22 protein-coding genes are annotated in these 17,483 nt (G+C 69.2%); 6 read left to right on the forward strand and 16 right to left on the reverse strand.

Going from position 1 to position 17,483, the window contains the following annotated elements; all coding sequences use genetic code 11:
* Positions 1-14: 14 nt before the first annotated feature.
* From QE454_RS16285 to QE454_RS16315, 7 genes are all read right to left on the reverse strand, one after another.
* Positions 15-752: a regulatory protein RecX gene (locus QE454_RS16285; protein WP_307459650.1), complete on the reverse strand. Its 738-nt coding sequence runs from the start codon at positions 750-752 to the stop codon at positions 15-17.
* A gap of 143 nt (positions 753-895) precedes the next feature.
* A complete protein-coding gene (gene recA, locus QE454_RS16290; protein ID WP_210071875.1) occupies positions 896-1,948 on the reverse strand; it encodes a recombinase RecA in 1,053 nt (350 codons plus the stop codon).
* Between the two features lie 285 nt (positions 1,949-2,233).
* On the reverse strand, positions 2,234-2,458 hold the full coding sequence (locus QE454_RS16295; RefSeq protein ID WP_210071876.1) for a DUF3046 domain-containing protein: 225 nt from the start codon (positions 2,456-2,458) through the stop codon (positions 2,234-2,236).
* 9 nt (positions 2,459-2,467) lie between these two features.
* Positions 2,468-2,776: a helix-turn-helix domain-containing protein gene (locus QE454_RS16300; protein ID WP_055835145.1), complete on the reverse strand. Its 309-nt coding sequence runs from the start codon at positions 2,774-2,776 to the stop codon at positions 2,468-2,470.
* Between the two features lie 171 nt (positions 2,777-2,947).
* On the reverse strand, positions 2,948-3,475 hold the full coding sequence (locus QE454_RS16305; RefSeq protein ID WP_307459646.1) for a CinA family protein: 528 nt from the start codon (positions 3,473-3,475) through the stop codon (positions 2,948-2,950).
* On the reverse strand, positions 3,472-4,059 hold the full coding sequence (gene pgsA, locus QE454_RS16310) for a CDP-diacylglycerol--glycerol-3-phosphate 3-phosphatidyltransferase (protein WP_307316015.1): 588 nt from the start codon (positions 4,057-4,059) through the stop codon (positions 3,472-3,474). The genes QE454_RS16305 and pgsA overlap by 4 nt, the downstream gene beginning before the upstream one ends.
* The gene (locus tag QE454_RS16315) at positions 4,059-6,320 is read right to left on the reverse strand and encodes a DNA translocase FtsK (protein WP_396652977.1); all 2,262 of its coding nucleotides are present in this window, start codon (positions 6,318-6,320) and stop codon (positions 4,059-4,061) included. The genes pgsA and QE454_RS16315 overlap by 1 nt, the downstream gene beginning before the upstream one ends.
* A 61-nt stretch (positions 6,321-6,381) precedes the next feature.
* Here QE454_RS16315 and QE454_RS17345 point away from each other — a divergent pair, with 61 nt between their 5' ends.
* Positions 6,382-6,774: a hypothetical protein gene (locus QE454_RS17345; protein WP_396652978.1), complete on the forward strand. Its 393-nt coding sequence runs from the start codon at positions 6,382-6,384 to the stop codon at positions 6,772-6,774.
* A gap of 65 nt (positions 6,775-6,839) precedes the next feature.
* Here QE454_RS17345 and QE454_RS16320 read toward each other — a convergent pair whose 3' ends face one another.
* The 3 genes from QE454_RS16320 to dapA all read right to left on the reverse strand — a co-directional run bounded on the left by QE454_RS16320 (position 6,840) and on the right by dapA (position 10,140).
* A complete protein-coding gene (locus QE454_RS16320) occupies positions 6,840-7,331 on the reverse strand; it encodes a GNAT family N-acetyltransferase (RefSeq protein ID WP_210071880.1) in 492 nt (163 codons plus the stop codon).
* A 78-nt stretch (positions 7,332-7,409) separates the two neighbouring features.
* Positions 7,410-9,086 (reverse strand): ribonuclease J, encoded by a 1,677-nt coding sequence (locus QE454_RS16325; RefSeq protein WP_210071881.1) that lies wholly within the window; start codon positions 9,084-9,086, stop codon positions 7,410-7,412.
* A 76-nt stretch (positions 9,087-9,162) separates the two neighbouring features.
* The gene (dapA, locus tag QE454_RS16330) at positions 9,163-10,140 is read right to left on the reverse strand and encodes a 4-hydroxy-tetrahydrodipicolinate synthase (RefSeq protein ID WP_103210415.1); all 978 of its coding nucleotides are present in this window, start codon (positions 10,138-10,140) and stop codon (positions 9,163-9,165) included.
* Positions 10,141-10,236: 96 nt separating this feature from the next.
* On the opposite strand from dapA, the gene QE454_RS16335 reads away from it, so the two are divergent.
* Entirely contained in the window at positions 10,237-10,773 is a 537-nt protein-coding gene (locus QE454_RS16335; RefSeq protein ID WP_307459636.1) for an NUDIX domain-containing protein, read from the forward strand.
* A gap of 20 nt (positions 10,774-10,793) precedes the next feature.
* On the opposite strand, the gene QE454_RS16340 is transcribed toward QE454_RS16335, so the two are convergent.
* The 3 genes from QE454_RS16340 to QE454_RS16350 are packed head-to-tail and all read right to left on the reverse strand — an operon-like array spanning position 10,794 to position 12,854.
* Positions 10,794-11,546, reverse strand: coding sequence for an SDR family oxidoreductase (locus QE454_RS16340; RefSeq protein ID WP_307459633.1), 753 nt, complete (start codon positions 11,544-11,546; stop codon positions 10,794-10,796).
* 1 nt (position 11,547) lies between these two features.
* Complete coding sequence (locus QE454_RS16345) at positions 11,548-12,048, reverse strand: dihydrofolate reductase (protein WP_309668763.1); 501 nt, start codon at positions 12,046-12,048, stop codon at positions 11,548-11,550.
* Positions 12,045-12,854, reverse strand: coding sequence for a thymidylate synthase (locus QE454_RS16350; RefSeq protein ID WP_307459631.1), 810 nt, complete (start codon positions 12,852-12,854; stop codon positions 12,045-12,047). The genes QE454_RS16345 and QE454_RS16350 overlap by 4 nt, the downstream gene beginning before the upstream one ends.
* A 150-nt stretch (positions 12,855-13,004) precedes the next feature.
* Between QE454_RS16350 and QE454_RS16355 the strand changes: the two genes are divergently transcribed.
* The 4 genes from QE454_RS16355 (at position 13,005) to QE454_RS16370 (ending at position 15,453) form a co-directional block, all read left to right on the forward strand.
* A complete protein-coding gene (locus QE454_RS16355) occupies positions 13,005-13,442 on the forward strand; it encodes a thioredoxin family protein (protein WP_307459628.1) in 438 nt (145 codons plus the stop codon).
* On the forward strand, positions 13,435-14,007 hold the full coding sequence (locus QE454_RS16360) for a DUF4395 domain-containing protein (RefSeq protein ID WP_307459624.1): 573 nt from the start codon (positions 13,435-13,437) through the stop codon (positions 14,005-14,007). Before QE454_RS16355 ends, QE454_RS16360 begins: the two co-directional genes overlap by 8 nt.
* Before the next feature lie 107 nt (positions 14,008-14,114).
* On the forward strand, positions 14,115-14,540 hold the full coding sequence (locus tag QE454_RS16365) for an OsmC family peroxiredoxin (RefSeq protein ID WP_103210405.1): 426 nt from the start codon (positions 14,115-14,117) through the stop codon (positions 14,538-14,540).
* On the forward strand, positions 14,533-15,453 hold the full coding sequence (locus tag QE454_RS16370) for a TIGR01777 family oxidoreductase (protein WP_307459621.1): 921 nt from the start codon (positions 14,533-14,535) through the stop codon (positions 15,451-15,453). Before QE454_RS16365 ends, QE454_RS16370 begins: the two co-directional genes overlap by 8 nt.
* A 54-nt stretch (positions 15,454-15,507) precedes the next feature.
* Here the strand turns inward: QE454_RS16370 and QE454_RS16375 are convergent, their stop codons facing one another.
* The 3 genes from QE454_RS16375 to QE454_RS16385 form a co-directional block, all read right to left on the reverse strand.
* Positions 15,508-15,960, reverse strand: a complete 453-nt coding sequence (locus tag QE454_RS16375; protein ID WP_267786620.1) for a hypothetical protein — start codon at positions 15,958-15,960, stop codon at positions 15,508-15,510.
* Positions 15,957-16,769, reverse strand: a complete 813-nt coding sequence (gene dapB, locus QE454_RS16380) for a 4-hydroxy-tetrahydrodipicolinate reductase (RefSeq protein WP_307459619.1) — start codon at positions 16,767-16,769, stop codon at positions 15,957-15,959. Before dapB ends, QE454_RS16375 begins: the two co-directional genes overlap by 4 nt.
* A gap of 64 nt (positions 16,770-16,833) precedes the next feature.
* Positions 16,834-17,436 carry a histidine phosphatase family protein gene (locus tag QE454_RS16385; RefSeq protein WP_210071892.1) on the reverse strand — a complete coding sequence of 201 codons (603 nt, stop codon included), beginning with the start codon at positions 17,434-17,436 and terminating at the stop codon, positions 16,834-16,836.
* Positions 17,437-17,483 lie beyond the last annotated feature (47 nt).

Raw genomic sequence — 17,483 nt, forward strand, 5'->3', positions numbered from 1 at the left:
CGGAAGGCTCGACGTCAGCGGTCGGGCGTGAACCTCACACCCGAAGCGGGACGCGAGAACGACCGGGTCCGCCCGATCCCCGCCTCATCGAGAGCTGATCGCGCGGCCGTGAGAGCGACCGACGACGGGTACCCGCGTCGCGACAGCTGACCGGCGAGGCGTCGGAGAGCCGCGTCGTAGTCCTTGCCCTCGACTCCTCGCACCTTCGACCGCGCGAAATCGAGTGCGCGTTCGGCGTCGTCGTCGGGGAGGGCGGCGAGGACGGCCTCGGCGACCTCCCTGGGAATGCCGCGCTTGCGTAGGGTCTCGGCGACGGCGCGTCGCCCCTCGCCTTTGCGCTCGACCGCCGACATCGCCAGTTGGTCCGCGAATGCGACGTCATCGAGGTACCCGAGGTCGACGAAGTGGTCGACGAGTTCGTCCGCGGTCGAGTCATCGGCACCTTCGACGCCGCGCACGACGGTCCGGGCCTCAGACAGCGACAAGGATCGCGAGCGAAGCTTGCGCAGGAGAACCGCTTCCGCCCGCTCACGGATCTCTGCCCGCTCCGGGAAAGACTCGTCGTCACCGGTGTCGTCACCGACGACGGAGAGTCGGGGACGCCCCGCGATAGGGGCGACCGCCCCTTTCACACCGGGCATTCCGGTCGAGTCGTCCGCGATGGCCTCGTCTCGGCGCGAGGGGTGGTCGCCGCCCGGCCGGACACCCGCCCCGAAGAGAGGGATGACCGGAGCAAGATCGGTATCGTCCACGGCTCGAAGCTCACGGCGCGTCGGAGACTCGTCGAGTCCGCCCCAGTCTTTCTTGCTTCCCCGTTCAGGGCTGTCACCGAGACTCCGGTCGTCGCCCACTTCCTCGGACGGGCGACGACCGGAACCCCGCGTGTCGTCGGTCATCAGGCCGGGCGCCGTGCGGCCAGCTCGTCGTCCGCCGGCGCAGCAACGGCGGGAGCGCCTCCGATGCCCATCTTGGTCTTGATCTTCGTCTCGATCTCTTCCGCGATGTCGGGGTTCTTGATGAGGAAGTTGCGCGCGTTCTCTTTCCCCTGACCGAGCTGCTCACCCTCGTAGGTGTACCAGGCACCCGACTTCTTGACGATGGCGTGCTCGACGCCGAAGTCGATGAGGCTTCCCTCACGCGAGATACCGACGCCGTAGAGGATGTCGAATTCCGCCTGCTTGAAAGGCGGGGCCATCTTGTTCTTCACGACCTTGACGCGCGTACGGTTGCCCACCGCCTCGGTGCCGTCCTTCAGCGTCTCGATGCGACGGATGTCCAGTCGCACCGACGCGTAGAACTTGAGCGCCTTTCCACCGGCCGTGGTTTCCGGCGAACCGAAGAAGACACCGATCTTCTCGCGCAGCTGATTGATGAAGATCGCGGTGGTCTTCGTGGTGTTCAGTCCACCGGTGAGCTTACGGAGGGCCTGCGACATGAGGCGGGCCTGGAGACCGACGTGCGAGTCACCCATCTCACCCTTGATCTCGGCCTCGGGAACGAGTGCGGCGACCGAGTCGATGACGACGAGGTCGATCGCGCCGGAACGGATCAGCATGTCGGCGATCTCGAGCGCCTGCTCGCCCGTATCGGGCTGGGAGACGAGGAGGGCGTCGATGTCGACACCGAGCTTCTTCGCGTACTCGGGGTCGAGTGCGTGCTCGGCATCGATGAAGGCGGCGATTCCGCCGGCACGCTGCGCGTTCGCGATCGCGTGAAGCGTCAGCGTGGTCTTTCCCGAGGACTCCGGGCCGTAGATCTCGATGATGCGGCCACGAGGGAGCCCACCGATACCGAGAGCGACGTCGAGAGCGACGGAGCCGGTGGGGATGGTCTCGATGGGCGCTCGATCGTCGCTGCCCAGTCGCATGACCGAGCCCTTTCCGAACTGACGGTCGATCTGAGCCAGCGCGGACTCGAGGGCCTTTTCGCGCTCTGCAGGTGAGGGCATGACGTCTTCTTTCTTCTCGCGTTCCGGTCGCCTATAGGCTGTCGCGCCTCCCACCGACGGTGGGTTCACCCGACAAGGCGTTCAGAGTGTCGTTCGACATCTCTCACGTTAGAGAGGGCCTCCGACATTGGCTTCGGAGAACCCCCCGGCCGTGGACAGACGAGGAACAAACCCTGGTGTGAAGGAGCCTACGCCGGTTTCGAACGTAGATTCGATGACACGCCGAAAGAACGGCGTCGACAGCCGAAAGCCTCGGCGGCACGCCGTCGGACGTACGAAGACACTTCAGGAGCGCCGCGGCTCCAGCCGACCCACTCCGTAACGACGGGTGGCGGGAACGTCCGTCTCTTCGCACAGTGCAAGCCAGACGTCTCGCGGGTCGACGCCCGCCGCGAGAGCGTCGACGCTGGTGCGCCCGCCCACCGACGACAGCACGAGATCGGTCAACAGCGAACCCCCGCGCGCGCCGAACTCGTCACGGACGGCGCGATCGAACTCGCTACGACGCACGAGCGTCGCTCAGCGGAGCGAGAGCTCGGGCTCGACGGAGGCGACGAGCTCGTCGGGCACCACGTCGGGGAAGGTCTGCAAGCCCTCGAGCACCGAGAGCCGGTCGCCGACTTCGCGCATGATGGTCGAGATGGGAACGTCGAGGGCTTCCGCGACCGAGGCGAGGATCTCGCTCGACGCTTCCTTCTGACCGCGCTCTACCTCGCTGAGGTAACCGAGGGCGACGCTCGCGCGGCTGGCGACCTGGCGGAGGGTACGACCCTTCTGCTGGCGGAGGTCACGCAGGACTTCGCCGATCTCTTGACGAACCAGGATCATGTTGGGGCCCTCCTCACTGCTGATTCCGTCGCCGCCCTCCGTGGACGGCTGTGAAACACCTTCTGTGGTCACCCTAATGCTGTGCGCTGTGCACCGGATGGGAATCGCTACACGAAACCGGGATATGCGATGATTTGTTCCCGTTTTCGTCGACCGGGTACGCCGACGTCTTCACAAGGCCGCCAGCGCCCGCCGAATCGCCAGGTGGGCCGTCTCGCGGCGGATGCGCTCACGGTCGCCGGCGATGACCAGGGAGTCGACCCGCGTGCCCAACGGCGTCGACACGGCGATGTGCACCGTGCCGACCGGCTGCCCATCCTGTTCTTCGGGGCCCGCGACGCCCGTCGTGGCGATCCCGACGTCGGTGGGCACGCCGTCTCGACCCAGGACGTCGCGCACGCCGCGGGCCATCTGACGCGCCACGCGCGGGTGCACAGCCCCGTGCGCGTCCAGCAGCGTCTGATCGACGCCGAGCAGACCGTGCTTCAGGTCGGTCGCGTACGCGACCACTCCCCCGCGTACCGTGCGCGAGGCGCCGGGGATGTCGACGAGCGAAGACACCACGAGTCCACCGGTCAAAGACTCCGCCACGCCGATCGTCCACCCCAGCTCGACGAGGCGCTCCAAGAGGACGGCAGCACTTTCACGAGGTGTCCGGACGAGGGTCTCGTCGAGGTCGTCGGGAACGCCGTCGATCACCGTGCCGCTCGCTTCTTCCGCGCCGCCCGGACCTCGGTCACGACGTAGTCGAGTCCGGAAGCGATCGTGAGGACGACCGCGATCGTCATCGTGATGACGCCCGCCCACCAGACGGTGGCCTGCCACGCACCCGCACTCGACACCGACGCGAACGGGATCAGAGCGATCGAGAGAGCGATGGCTTGGAAGACCGTCTTGAGTTTGCCCATCCACGCCGCCGCCAGCACGTGATCGCTCACGACGAGGAAGCGGTAGACGGTGATGCCGATCTCGCGCACGAGCACCACGATGGTGACCCACCAGGGAAGCTCACCCAGGATCGACAGTCCCACGAAGGCAAGTCCCGTCAGGGCCTTGTCGGCGATGGGGTCGAGGAGCTTTCCGAGGTCGCTGACGATGTCGTACCTGCGGGCGATGTAACCGTCGATGCCGTCGGTGGCGATGGCCACGATGAACAGCACAGCGGCTGCCCAGCGGAGGCCGCCGTCGGCGCCCGCGTCGACGAGAAGGAGCCAGAGGAAGACCGGCGCGCAGACGATGCGCGCGATGGTGATCGCGTTGGGCAGCTGCGGGTGCACGGCCATCAGTCGCGACCCGTCAGCTGCCAGGCGTCCTCGGAGCCCTCGTCGTCATCGGCGTTCACCACGGGCAGACCCTCGAACTGCGCCTCGATGGGATCGGAGCCGTACCGGTCGTCGGCGCCGGGTGCGGGGGCCGCCGGAGCGTCATCGCCTCGAAGGCGCGCGAGCACCGCAGGGAGTTGCTCGTTGGTCACCATCACGTCACGCGCCTTCGACCCCTCGGACGGTCCGACGATCTCGCGGGATTCCAGGAGGTCCATGAGACGACCCGCCTTCGCGAAACCGACGCGGAGCTTGCGCTGCAGCATCGAGGTCGAGCCGAACTGAGTCGACACCACGAGCTCGGCGGCGGCGAGCAGCAGCTCGAGATCGTCGCCGATATCGGCGTCGATCTCTTTCTTCTCGGCGGCGGCCTGCACGTCGGAGCGGTACTCGGGCCGCGCCTGCTGAGTGACGTGCGCGACGACCTTCTCGATCTCCTGCTCGCTCACCCACGCGCCCTGCACGCGAAGAGCCTTGGAGGCCCCCATCGGCAGGAAGAGACCGTCTCCCTGCCCGATGAGGCGGTCGGCACCGGGCTGGTCGAGGATGACGCGGGAGTCGGTGACGCTGGTCACCGCGAATGCCAGGCGTGAGGGGACGTTCGCCTTGATCAGACCCGTCACGACGTCGACCGATGGACGTTGGGTGGCGAGGACGAGGTGGATTCCGCTCGCGCGGGCGAGCTGGGTGATGCGGACGATCGAGTCTTCCACGTCGCGCGGGGCGACCATCATGAGATCGGCGAGCTCGTCGACGACGACCAGCAAGTAGGGATAAGGCTTCAGCACCCGCTCGCTGCCGGCCGGCAGCGTGATCTCTCCCGCGACCACGGCGCGGTTGAAGTCGTCGATGTGGCGGAAGCCGAACGACGCGAGGTCGTCGTACCGCATGTCCATCTCTTTCACGACCCACTGCAGCGCCTCGGCCGCTTTCTTGGGGTTCGTGATGATGGGGGTGATGAGGTGCGGCACGCCGGCGTACGACGTCAGCTCGACGCGCTTCGGGTCGATCAGCACCATGCGCACGTCGGAGGGTTTGGCGCGCATCAGCAGGCTCGTGATCATGGAGTTCACGAAGCTCGACTTACCCGAACCGGTGGAACCGGCCACCAGAAGGTGAGGCATCTTCGCGAGGTTGGCGACGACGAACCCGCCGCCGACGTCTTTTCCTACGCCGATGGTCATCGGGTGCGTGGACGAGGTCGCGGCATCCGAGCGGAGGATGTCGCCGAGGGTCACGATCTCACGGTCGGCGTTGGGGATTTCGACACCGATCGCGCTCTTGCCCGGAATGGGCGCGAGGATACGCACTTCGTTGGAGGCGACGGCGTAGGCGATGTTGTTGGTCAACGCGGTGATGCGCTCGACCTTGACCCCCGGACCGACCTCGATCTCGTATTGGGTCACTGTCGGGCCGCGCGAGAACCCGGTCACGCGCGCGTCGACCTTGAACTGCTCCATGACGCTCTCGATCGCCGCGACCACGGCGTCGTTCGCCGCCGAGCGCGCCTTCGGCGGCGTCCCGGCGGCGAGGGCGGTGACCGCGGGAAGGCGGTAGTTCGCCGCGGGGGGCGCACCGGCGTGGTCTCCGCCGAGACCCGAGATCCCGGGGAGATCGTCGTCGGGTGCGTGTTCGAGGGGCGAATCGTCATGCAGACCACGACCCGCTGCGACACCCGCCAGAGCCGTGGCGTCGAACACCTCGGTCAAGGCGTCGGGCGTCGGGGGCAGGGGCGGCGGCGTGGGACGGGTCGTCGGCTCGGGCTCGACCACCGCGGATTCGAAGCCGCCCTGCGTCGTTCCGGGCGACAGCAGCTCGGTCAGGTCGTTCGACCCGAGGGAGCCGTCGGTCTCTTCTTCACGACCCGTCTTGTTTCGCCGCCACCACGGCAGCGACTTCTCGCCCGATTCCTCGTCGGAGTCACCCGCGGGCAACACCTGGGTCGCGGCAGTCTCGTCGCGCTCGGCACGCTCGGCCCCGAACATCCAAACGTACAGGTCGCCCAGGCGGCGTCCGATGCGATTCGGCGGGGTCTTGGTGAGGATGAGGATGCTCAACACCGCGAGCACGGAAAGAGCGATGTACGCCCCGACGTCCTGAAGGACGAGCGCGAGCGGCTCTCCGACGATCCAGCCCGCGAGCCCGCCGGCGGGACTCAGCGCCGGCAGACCACCGACGTTCGGTGCGGGGCGACCCCCCGCGACGTGGCAGAACCCCCGCAACCGTCACGACGAACAGGGCGAAACCGATTCCCACGCGGCCGTTGTCGTGCACCGAGGCCGGGTGGCGGAACAGCCAGCCCGCCAGGAGAATCAGCAGAACCGGCAGAACGAAGGCGACCCGGCCCACCAATCCGCCGAAGCTGTACGCGCTGATCAGCGCAGCGGCATCCGTCCCGATGAAGAACCACTCGACCACCGCACCGAGAGCCGCGAGCACGACGAGGAAGAACGGGAAGCCGTCGCGTCGCTGATCGCGCTCGAGGTTCTCGGGGCCGAAGGCGCGGAACATGCCGCCCACGCCGTGCGCGACGGCCATCCACGCGCGGGCCGCCGCAGCAGGCTTTTCGGGCTCGTCGACGTAGCGCTTGGGCGCCGGGGCTGCGCGCTTCGACGCGGGCGGCGTGGACTTCGCGCGCGACGACCCCTTGGCGGGAGCGCGGCCGCCGGACGGTGACGAGGTACGAGGCATTCCTCCACGGTAGGCCGACCCTCCGACATTCGGGCGTACCGACGCGGACTTCAGCCCAGGCGCTTGACCATGACGTCGCGCCCCATGCCCTTCCGCACGACGGCGAAGCCCTCCGACCGGTACAGGGAGAGCGCGTAGTTGTCACGCTCGACGCTCAAGCTGATGCGCGCGAATCCCTGCACGCGGGCGTGATCGACCAGGCGCTGCAGCAGTGCACGACCGGTGCCGTGCGCGCGCCAGACGGGTCGCACGCCGATGATGAGCTCGGGCACCCCCGTGCCGACCCACCCGAAGCCGGGTTCGTCGCGGGGAAGCATGCGGTACCACGCCGCCCCGACGGGCTCGCCGCTCGGCGACTCGGCGACGAACCCCGCGTCGCCGGGGCGCATCCACCCCGCGATGTAGCGGCGGTACTCCGGGCTGCTGACGATCTCGTGACGCGGCCGCGAGACACCCGCGCGCCACGTCGCGGCCTCGACCGTCATGTCGGCGAGGAAGGCGCCGTCGGAGGCGAGCGCCGCACGGATCGGGAGACCGGGCATGCCCGAATGATAGCGAGCGCCCGCGGGGAGCGGGAACGACGAAGCGCCGCGGGCGAACCCGCGGCGCTTCGAAGAGAATCAGGCCTCGATGACCATCGGCACGATCATGGGCCGCCGACGCAGCGACTGATTGACCCAGCGACCGATCGTGCGACGGACGACCTGCGAGAGAGCGTGGTTGTCGCGCACCCCCGACTTCGCGGCCTCCGCGAGGGCCGCGGCGATCTTCGGCTTGACGCTGTCGAACACCTTGTCGGCCTCGGCGAATCCGCGCGCGTGGATCTCCGGACCGGAGATGACGCTGCCGGTCGCGGAATCGACGACGACGATCACCGAGATGAAGCCCTCCTCGCCCAGGATGCGGCGATCCTTCAGATCGGCATCCGTGATCTCGCCCACCGACGAGCCGTCGACGTAGACGAAACCGATGTCGACCTGACCGACGACCTCGGCGACGCCGTCGCGCAGGTCGACGACCGTGCCGTTCTCACCGAGGATCGTGTTCTTCTCGGGAATGCCGGTCTCGCGTGCGAGCTTCGCATTCGCCATGAGATGGCGGTACTCGCCGTGCACGGGAAGCACGTTCTTGGGCTTGAGGATGTTGTAGCAGTAGAGCAGTTCGCCGGCGGCAGCGTGGCCCGAGACGTGCACCTTGGCGTTGCCCTTGTGCACGACGGTCGCCCCGAGCTTGGTCAGCCCGTCGATCACACGGTAGATCGCGTTCTCGTTCCCGGGGATCTGACTGGATGCCAGGATGATCGTGTCGCCCTCGCCGGGCTCGATAGCGTGGTCGAGGTTGGCCATGCGACTGAGCACGGCCATCGGCTCGCCCTGCGAACCGGTCGACATGTAGACGATCTTGTCGTCGGGCAGGTCGCGCGCCTTCTTGTAGTCGATCAGCACGCCATCGGGGACGTTCAAGTAGCCCAGATCGGCGGCGATGCCCATGTTGCGCACCATGCTGCGGCCGAGCAGCGCCACCCGACGACCGTTGGCGTGGGCGGCGTCCAGCACCTGCTGCACGCGGTGCACGTGACTGGAGAAGCTCGCCACGACGACGCGACGCGGAGCGCGGGCGATGACCTGGTCGAGCACGGGGCCGATGCCCCGCTCCGTGGGGGTGAACCCGGGGACGTCGGCGTTGGTGGAGTCCACGAGGAAGAGGTCGACGCCCTCCTCGCCCAGGCGGGCGAAGGCGCGCAGGTCGGTGATGCGGCCGTCGAGCGGCAGCTGGTCCATCTTGAAGTCGCCGGTGGCCAGCACGAGGCCGGCGGGCGTGCGGATCGCGACGGCGAGCGCGTCGGGGATGGAGTGGTTCACGGCGATGAACTCGAGATCGAACGGGCCGACCTTCTCGTGCTGACCCTCCGTGACCGTCAGCGTGTACGGGCGGATGCGGTGCTCTTTGAGCTTCGCCTCGATGAGCGCGAGCGTCAGGCCCGAGCCGATGAGGGGGATGTCGCCCTTGAGCTTGAGGAGGTAGGGAACGGCGCCGATGTGGTCTTCGTGACCGTGGGTGAGAACGACACCGACGATGTCGTCGAGGCGGTGCTTGATGGGCTCGAAGTCGGGCAGGATCAGGTCGACGCCGGGCTGGTGCTCCTCGGGGAAGAGCACGCCGCAGTCGACGACGAGCAGCTTGCCGTCGTACTCGAAGACAGTCATGTTGCGGCCGACTTCGCCGAGACCGCCGAGCGGGATGACGCGGAGGGTACCCGCGGCGAGCGCGGGCGGGTCGAACGGGGTAGTGGGCATATGAGCCTCCTCGGACACCGCCTCGCGGCATCCCTTCGTGTGGCGTCCCTGGCCGCGGTTCGGCGGACGCCGATGCTTATCTCGTGGTGCCGTGCACCTTCGGCAGGGCACCGCCGGCGGCCGCGTTGCGGTCGGGGCGGAAGTTGGAGAAGTCGGCGCCGGCCACGTCCTTCACGAGGGCCAGCTCGTCTTCGATGACGGCGGCTTCCCACTCCTCCGGCCCGACGAGGGGCAGGCGGACGCGCGGGCTGCCGATGCGGCCGAGGCCGTGGAGGATGTACTTCGCCGCGACCGTGCCGGGCACGTGCGTCATGACGGCGCGGACCAACGGCTCGAGACTCTTGTGCGCGGCCGTGGCCGAGGCCAGATCCCCCGCGTTCACGGCGTCCACGATCGTGCGGTAGGGCGTCGCGGTGATGTTCGCCGTCACACCGATGAGGCCGGAAGCCCCGATCGACAGGTGCGGTAGCACGTTGGCGTCGTCTCCCGAGAAGTACATGAGGTCGGTCTGGTTCAGCACGCGGCTGACCTCGCTGAAGTCGCCCTTGGCGTCCTTGATGGCGAGGATGTTCGGGTGCTTGGCGAGACGCAGGATCGTCTCGTACTTGATGGGCACACCGGTTCGACCGGGAATGTCGTAGAGGATCACCGGCAGGTCCGTCGCGTCCGCGACGAGACGGAAGTGCGTCAGGATGCCGGCCTGGGTCGGCTTGTTGTAGTACGGCGTGACGATCATGATGCCGTCGGCGCCGGCCTTCTCGCTCGCCTTGTAGAGCTCGATCGCGTGCGCGGTCTCGTTCGACCCGCCGCCCGTGATGATCTTGGCGCGACCGGCCGAGACGCTCTTTCCGACCTCGACGAGACGCAGCTTCTCGGGGTCGGTGAGGGTCGAGGTCTCACCCGTGGTGCCGGTGACGACGATGCCGTCGGCTCCGGCGGTGATGACGTCGTCGATGTGCTTCTCGGTGGCGGGCCAATCGACTTCGCCGTCGGCGGTCATCGGGGTGATGAGCGCGACGAGCACCTGACCGAAGGGATTGCCGGAGTGCGTCATGGGTCCAGGTTATCGGTTCGCGGCGTTCCACCCTCGGCGTCGCCCGCAGCTCGGGTGAACAATGCGTGACAGCGACCGCGTCCTAGGGTGGGCGTCATGGCCTGGACCACCCGCTCATCGCGCACCGTCTACGAGAATCGCTGGATCCACGTGCGTGAGGACGAGGTGACCGGCCCCCACGGCGACGGGATCTACGGCGTCGTGCGGATGCAGCACCCCGCGGTGTTCGTCGTCGCCCTCGACGAGCGGGAGCGCGTGTGCTTCGTCGAGCTCGAGCGCTACACGACCGGGCGCTCCCTCGAGGTTCCCGCGGGCGGCTCCGACGGGGAGGATCCCCTCGAGGCCGCGAAGCGCGAACTGCTCGAGGAGACCGGGGTCACGGCATCCGAGTGGAGCTCGCTGGGCCGGATGAATGCGCTCAACGGCATTGCAGACGCTCCCGAGTACGTGTTCCTCGCGCGGGGCCTGACGACGACGGATGCCACGGCCTCGCAGCACGAGGAGGGCATCGACGCCGTGCGGTGGATCCCCTTCGCCGAGACGCTCGAGCTCATCGCGAACGGGGAGGTGTCGGACGGCGAGACGATCGGCGCGCTCGCCCTGGCGGGAATCCGGCTGGGCCGTTTCCGCTGAGCCCGTGCGGGGAGCGCGGTTCAGCGTCCTCGCGAAGCGGCGCGCACGACCACGGCGTCGGGAAGCAGGCGTGAGGCGGCGACGAGCACCCTGTACCGCCACGACGGCACCGACACCGAACGACCGCGAGCCGCGTCGCGCAGGCCCTCGCGGACCACGTGCTCGGCGTCGAGCCACATGCCCGCAGGTACGCCCTCTCGGCCGGGCGGCAGGCCGAGGCGCTCGTGGAAGTTGGTGTGCACGAACCCGGGGCACACCGCTGTCACGCTCACACCGCGCGGGGCGTAGACGACGTTCGCCCAGCGGCTGAACGAGATGAGCCAGCCCTTCACCGCACCGTACGTGCCGCGCGGGACGAACCCGGCCACCGATGCGACGTTGACGATGCGGCCGCTCCCCCGCTCGAGCATGGCGGGCAGGGAGGCGTGCATCAGCCTCATCGCGGCTTCGACGTGCAGGCGGAGATGCCGCACCTCGAGGTCGACGGGGTTCTCTTCGAAGGCGAGATCGAGGCCGAAGCCGGCGTTGTTGACGAGCACGTCGACGCCCTCGGCCAGGCGCCTCTCGACCACGGCGAGCGCTTCGCCGTCGAGGAGGTCGGCGCCGAGCACCTCGACTCCGACGCCCCATCTCGCTCGCACATCGTCCGCGACCCGCTCCAGCGCCGCGCCGTCGCGGGCGACGAGGACCAGATCGGCACCGCGGGCGGCCAGCTGACGGGCGAACTCCGCGCCCAGGCCCGAGCTGGCGCCGGTGATGAGGGCGACGGCCACCTCAGCGCGTCCCTCGGCGATAGGTCTCGAAGCGATACCGGATGCCGCTTACGGAGGTGTGCCACCCCTCGACGGGATCGGCGGCCTCGAGCGTCCAGCCGTCGATCGAGGGGGCGAAAGTGTCGCCGTCCACCTCGACGTCGAGGCGTGTGAGTTCGAGGACGTCGGCGCGGTGGATCGCCTCGGCATAGAGCCGGCCTCCCCCCATCACCCAGACGTCTTCGCCCTCTGCCCGCGCGAGAGCGTCATCGAGCGAGGATGCCCTCTCGGCGCCCTCGGCGGTCCAGCCCTCGGAGCCCGACACCACGAGATTCCGGCGCCCCGGGAGGGGGCGGAACCGCGGCGGGAGCGACTCCCACGTGCGCCGGCCCATGATGACGTCGGACGACCCGGTCACCGCGCGGAAGTGCGCGAGGTCCTCGGGCACATGCCAGGGCATCCCTCCGTCGGCGCCGATGACGCCTCCGTGCGCCTGCGCCCACACGAGGCCGACCGCGGTCATACCGCGACGGCTCCGCGGATCGCGGGGTGGTGCTGGTAGTCCTCGACGACGATGTCGTCGAAGGAGTAGTCGAAGATCGACTCCGGCTGGCGGGCGAAGCGGAGCGTCGGGTAGGGGTAGGGCTCGCGCGAGAGTTGCTCGCGGACCTGCTCTCGGTGATTGTCGTAGACGTGGCAGTCGCCACCGGTCCAGACGAACTCTCCGGGCTGGAGGCCCGTCTGCTGCGCGACCATGAGCGTCAGGAGCGCATAGGAGGCGATGTTGAACGGCACGCCGAGGAACATGTCGGCGCTGCGCTGGTAGAGCTGGCACGACAGCTTGCCGTCGGCGACATAGAACTGGAACAGGGCGTGGCACGGTGCGAGCGCCATGTCCGGGATGTCGGCGGGGTTCCAGGCCGACACGATCAGCCGACGCGAGTCGGGGTCGCGACGGATCTGCTCCACGACCTGCGAGATCTGGTCGATCGTCCCGCCGTCGGCGGTGGGCCACGAGCGCCACTGGACACCGTAGACGGGCCCGAGCTCGCCATCGTGATCGGCCCACTCGTCCCAGATGGTGACGCCGTTGTCTTTCAACCACGACACGTTCGATTCGCCGCGCAGGAACCACAGCAGCTCGTACACGATCGACTTCAGGTGCACGCGCTTGGTCGTGATGAGCGGGAAGCCCTCGGCGAGGTCGAAGCGGATCTGACGCCCGAACACGCTCGTGGTGCCCGTCCCGGTGCGATCGGACTTGTGCACGCCCGTTTCGAGAACGTCGCGGAGCAGGTCTTCGTAGGGCGTCGGGATGTCGGCGGTCACGGCCCTCACGATACCCGCGAAGCAGTCCCACCAGAACGTGGGGAGGAAGCTCGGTGCACGGCTGCGGGGAGCGCACCGCTGGGGAGGAGGCTCCGTCACGGGAGGACTCATCGGCCCTCGTCGCGCGCACGCGCATTAGCGTTGACCGTCGTGGACGTGACCTTCGCTCTTCTCGCGGTCGGCGTGCTGGTCGTGCTGACGACGCTCGTCGGTGTCGTGTTCCGCCGACGACAGGGGCGCGCGCGGACCGTCGACTCGGCCGAGGCGGTCGATCCCGGCCTGCTCGGCGCGGACTGCCTGGGCCCGGAGGCGACCCTGGTGCAGTTCAGCACCGAGATCTGCTCGCGCTGCCCCGGGGTGCGCCGCATCCTCACGCAGGTCGCCGACTCCCGTGAGGGCGTCCACTACATCGACGTCGACCTGACCCATCGTCCCGATCTCGCTCAGCAGTTCCACGTCCTGCAAACCCCCACCACCCTCGTGCTCGATCGACGCGGAGCCATCCGCACCCGTTTCGGCGGGACTCTCGAACGCGCCGCGGTCGAGAACGAGTTGACCCGACTGCAGAAGGAGCCCACCCGTGCCTGACCCCTCGCGCATCGACGCCCGCGGCCCGCGCTTCGCGGCATCCATCACCGCCGCCCTGCTCCTGGTGGCGACGGCACTCGGCCTGGTCGGTATCTCGACGCGGCGCGGGGGTCTCGGGTGGGTGGCCTACCAGCCCGCGGCCGATGCCACCTTCCGCCCCGACGCCTGGACCGTTCAACAGGTCTCGTTGCAGGACCGCGTCGCCGACCCCGGCTTCGTTCTGCTGCTCGTCATCGCGCTGCTGTTCGTGTGGGGGGTCGCCTGGCCCCGCACGGCGCCCTGGGGCGTCGTGTATCGCCGGGTGGTGCAGCCACGGCTCGCGCCGCCGACCGAGTTCGAGGACCCCCGTCCGCCCCGCTTCGCCCAGGGCGTGGGGCTGTTCGTCACCGCCGCGGGACTGTTCCTGCACCTCGTCGGAGTGCCGTGGGCGCTGCCGATCGCGGCGGCGATGGCGTTCGTCGCAGCGTTCCTCAACGCCGTCTTCGGGCTGTGCCTCGGATGCCAGCTCTACCTCGTGCTGCAGCGCGCGGGACTCATCGGTCGCCGCGGTCCCGCCGCAGCCTGAGCGTCTTCGAGCAGAGCCCTGTCAAGACCCGCCCGGCGGCCGACGCTCTCACTAGGCTGGCCGCGTCGCGGTCACCCCTGGCCGCGCCGAGACAACGGAGGTTCCCCATGGCCGTCACGAGCGAAGCCACCACCGCCTGGAAGGGCAGCCTGTTCGAGGGATCGGGTGAGGTCACCTTCACCTCGTCTGGAATCGGTACGTTCGACGTGAACTGGAAGGCGCGCAGCGAGGGATCGGGCTCGGTCACCACGCCCGAAGAGCTGCTCGCGGGTGCGCACTCGTCGTGCTTCAGCATGGCGCTGTCGAACGCACTGGCCGAGAACGGCACCCCGCCCGAGTCGGTCGACGCCACGGCATCGATCACCTTCAAGCCCGGCACCGGCATCACCGGCAGCCACCTCAACGTCAACGCCGTCGTCCCCGGACTCGACGACGAGACGTTCCAGAAGATCGCCGCCGACGCGAAGGCCAACTGCCCCGTGTCGCAGGCGCTCACGGGCATCGACATCACCCTCGAGGCGACGCTTGCCTGAGACTCCGGCCCGACGCGTCGTCCTCGCCGGCGCGTCGGGCCTCATCGGCTCGGCGCTGCTCGACTCGCTGCGCGGCGACGGCGTCGAGGTCACCTCGCTCGTGCGCCACGAGCCGACGGCGCCCCACGAGGTGCAGTGGCTGCAGGACGCCGCACCCCTCGACCCCGACGTGCTCGCCGGGGCCGACGCGGTGGTCTGTCTGAACGGGGCGTCCATCGGGCACTTCCCCTGGACGGCCTCGTACAAGAGCACCCTGCTGTGGTCGCGCATCACGCCGACCCGTACGCTGGCCGCGGCCGTGCGCGCGCTCGGTGCCGACGCCCCCGCACTCGTGAACGCCAGCGCCACCGGCTTCTACGGATCGCAGCCGGGGGCAGTGCTGACCGAGACCTCGAAGCGCGGCTCCGGTCTGCTGGCCGACATCTGCGTCGACTGGGAGCACGCCGCCCGCGCCGCCGGCGACTCGGCCCGCGTGGCGATGCTGCGCACCGCGCCCGTCGTGCACGAGCAGGGCGTGCTCAAGCCCCTGCTGCTTCTGACCAAGCTCGGCATCTCGGGCCCCATCGGGCGCGGGACGCAGGTCTGGCCCTGGATCTCGCTCGACGACGAGGTACGGGCCATCCGCCACGTCATCGACGCCGACGTGTCGGGACCGGTCAACCTCACCGGGCCGGTGCGCGCGACGGCGAACGACCTCGGGTTCGCTCTGGCTCGCCGCATGAACCGTCCCTACCTCGTACGCGCGCCGATCTGGGGCGTCAAGCTCGCCCTCGGGTCCGACGCGACGGAGGCCCTGCTCACCTCGGATGCCGACGTTCGTCCCGCCGTCCTCGAAGACAGCGGATTCGTGTTCACGCATCGCACGGTCGAAGAGGCCGTCGCCTCGGCCGTTCCCGCGCGCGACGCGGCCTGAACGCGCGGGGACGACCGACGCCACGCCGGTCGTCCCCGCGGCGCTGGCTCGTGTTCAGGCCGTCCGGCGCTCCGCCGTCTCCAGGCGGATCGCCGTGCGGATCGCGTCTCGCGCGCGACGACGATCTCCCGCCGCGTCGTACGCGAGCCCCAATCGGTAGCGCGCGCGCCAATCGCCGGGGTGCTCCTCGACGTCGGCGCGATAGCGCGGAAACAGCGCGTCGCCGTCCTCGCGCTCGATGCGGCCGCTGGGACGCACGGGAAGGTCCTCGTCGGGCAGCCCGCCCTCGGCCTCCAGCCGCTCGCCCAATCGCTGTGCACGCACGCCGAACCACAGCTCCCGACCGATCGCCCAGATGGCCAGGGCCGGAAGGACGAGCAGCGCCACGCCCATGACGACGCCGACGGTTTCGCCGCTCGAGAGCAGCACGATGGCCCGCTGCCCCGCCAGCACGACGTACATCAGCAGCAGCACCGTCATGACGGCGACCGCGACGCGGACTCTCATGCGCTGGTGACGCCCGCCACCTGGCCCGACACGTCGCCGTCGGCGATGGGGGCCTCGGGCGGCAGGGGTCGCACGCGTACCCCGATGTCGATGAAGCTGTCGAGGCCCACGTGCACCCCGCGCGCGTCGCGGGCGGCGGCCAGGGCGATCCGGATGCCGGGAGCGTACGCCCTGGCCGGCTCGATCGTGTCGTGGACGATGGTGAGCGACTCCCCCGCACCCGAGAGAATCGTCTCCTGCCGGGCGACGACGCCCGGACGGCGGAGCGAGTGGATGGGGACCGATGCGACACGCTGGCCACGGGCTCGCTGATCGACGTGCGGCGATTCGACGGGTCCGACATCGGCCCGCGCCGCTGCGATCAGCTCGGCCGTGCGCACGGCGGTTCCGCTGGGTGAGTCGATCTTGGTCTCGTGGTGCGCCTCGATGATCTCGATCGAGGGGAAGAACGGCGCCGCGGCCGCGGCGAGGGCACTGCCGATCACCGAGCCGAGGGAGAAATTCGGGATGAAGACGGCGCCCGTGCCACCGGCATCCACGAGGGAACGGACCAAGGCGATGCGCTCGTTCGACCAGCCCGACGTGCCCACCAGCACATTGATGCCGCGTTCGACGGCCGCGCGGACGACGTCGATCGACACGGCGGGCGTGGTGGCGTCGATGACGAGGTCGGCGCCGTCGATCTCGCTGAGCGGAGAGGCCGAGGTGAGCACCGCCGTCACCTCGTAGCCGTCCTCGGCGTCGACGACCGCGCGGATCACTCCGCCCAGCTTCCCGGTTCCCCCCACGATGGCCACACGCGTCGTCATGCGTCCAGCCTAGGCGCGAGCACCCGACGTCGCGGCGTTATCCACAGACGCGCCGCGGACGAACTCAGACGGGAAGCGGGTCGACCAGGCCGGTGCGCAGCTCCACCGGCAGGTGCGCCAAGTCGTTGTGGGAGAGCAGCGTCCAGGGGCGCCCCTTCTTCTGCGCGATGACCGTCAGGCCGCAGTAGGCCTGGTTGATCGTCATCCAGCGCCAGTCGGGCGCCTGCAGAACCTCGCGAACGAACCACGAGATGACGAAGTTGTGCGTGATCACGAGCTCGTGCACCTCGCCGGCCTTGCGGGCGAGGAACTCGGCGGTGGCGTCGGCCATCTGGGCGCGACCGGCGTCGATCTCGGCCTCGCTCACCGAACCGAAGAAGGGCTCGAACACCGAGGGCGTCTCGGGCGTCATCCCGGTGGGGATGCAGTCGAACAGCAGCGCCGAGGACTCGGGCGTGACCGCGGGCAGGCGGTCGGCGACCGCGCGGGCGGTCTGCGCCGCACGCTCGAGAGGCGAGTGCCAGACAGCGTCGAGAGGGAGGCCCGAGAGGCGGTCCGCCAGCAGAGCGGCCTGCCGTTGCCCTCTCGGAGACAGGGGCCCGTCGGTCAGACCGTGTTCGGCATCCTGGTGCTCGCCATGGCGCACCAGGTAGATGTAGTGCGTCACGTCAGCTCACTTCGTCGTCGATCTGCCGTCCCCCGGCCCTCTCGACA

Source organism: Microbacterium sp. SORGH_AS_0454 (assembly GCF_031453395.1).
Classification (GTDB): domain Bacteria; phylum Actinomycetota; class Actinomycetes; order Actinomycetales; family Microbacteriaceae; genus Microbacterium.

Coding starts and splice junctions, on each gene's coding strand:
- QE454_RS16375 (WP_267786620.1), bottom strand. CDS start 15,960: ATGAGAGTCCGCGTCGCGGTCGCCGTCATGACGGTGCTGCTGCTGATG.
- QE454_RS16345 (WP_309668763.1), bottom strand. CDS start 12,048: ATGACCGCGGTCGGCCTCGTGTGGGCGCAGGCGCACGGAGGCGTCATC.
- QE454_RS16325 (WP_210071881.1), bottom strand. CDS start 9,086: ATGCCCACTACCCCGTTCGACCCGCCCGCGCTCGCCGCGGGTACCCTC.
- pgsA (WP_307316015.1), bottom strand. CDS start 4,059: ATGGCCGTGCACCCGCAGCTGCCCAACGCGATCACCATCGCGCGCATC.
- dapA (WP_103210415.1), bottom strand. CDS start 10,140: ATGACGCACTCCGGCAATCCCTTCGGTCAGGTGCTCGTCGCGCTCATC.
- QE454_RS16320 (WP_210071880.1), bottom strand. CDS start 7,331: ATGCCCGGTCTCCCGATCCGTGCGGCGCTCGCCTCCGACGGCGCCTTC.
- dapB (WP_307459619.1), bottom strand. CDS start 16,769: ATGACGACGCGTGTGGCCATCGTGGGGGGAACCGGGAAGCTGGGCGGA.
- QE454_RS16365 (WP_103210405.1), top strand. CDS start 14,115: ATGGCCGTCACGAGCGAAGCCACCACCGCCTGGAAGGGCAGCCTGTTC.
- QE454_RS16335 (WP_307459636.1), top strand. CDS start 10,237: ATGGCCTGGACCACCCGCTCATCGCGCACCGTCTACGAGAATCGCTGG.
- QE454_RS16300 (WP_055835145.1), bottom strand. CDS start 2,776: ATGATCCTGGTTCGTCAAGAGATCGGCGAAGTCCTGCGTGACCTCCGC.
- recA (WP_210071875.1), bottom strand. CDS start 1,948: ATGCCCTCACCTGCAGAGCGCGAAAAGGCCCTCGAGTCCGCGCTGGCT.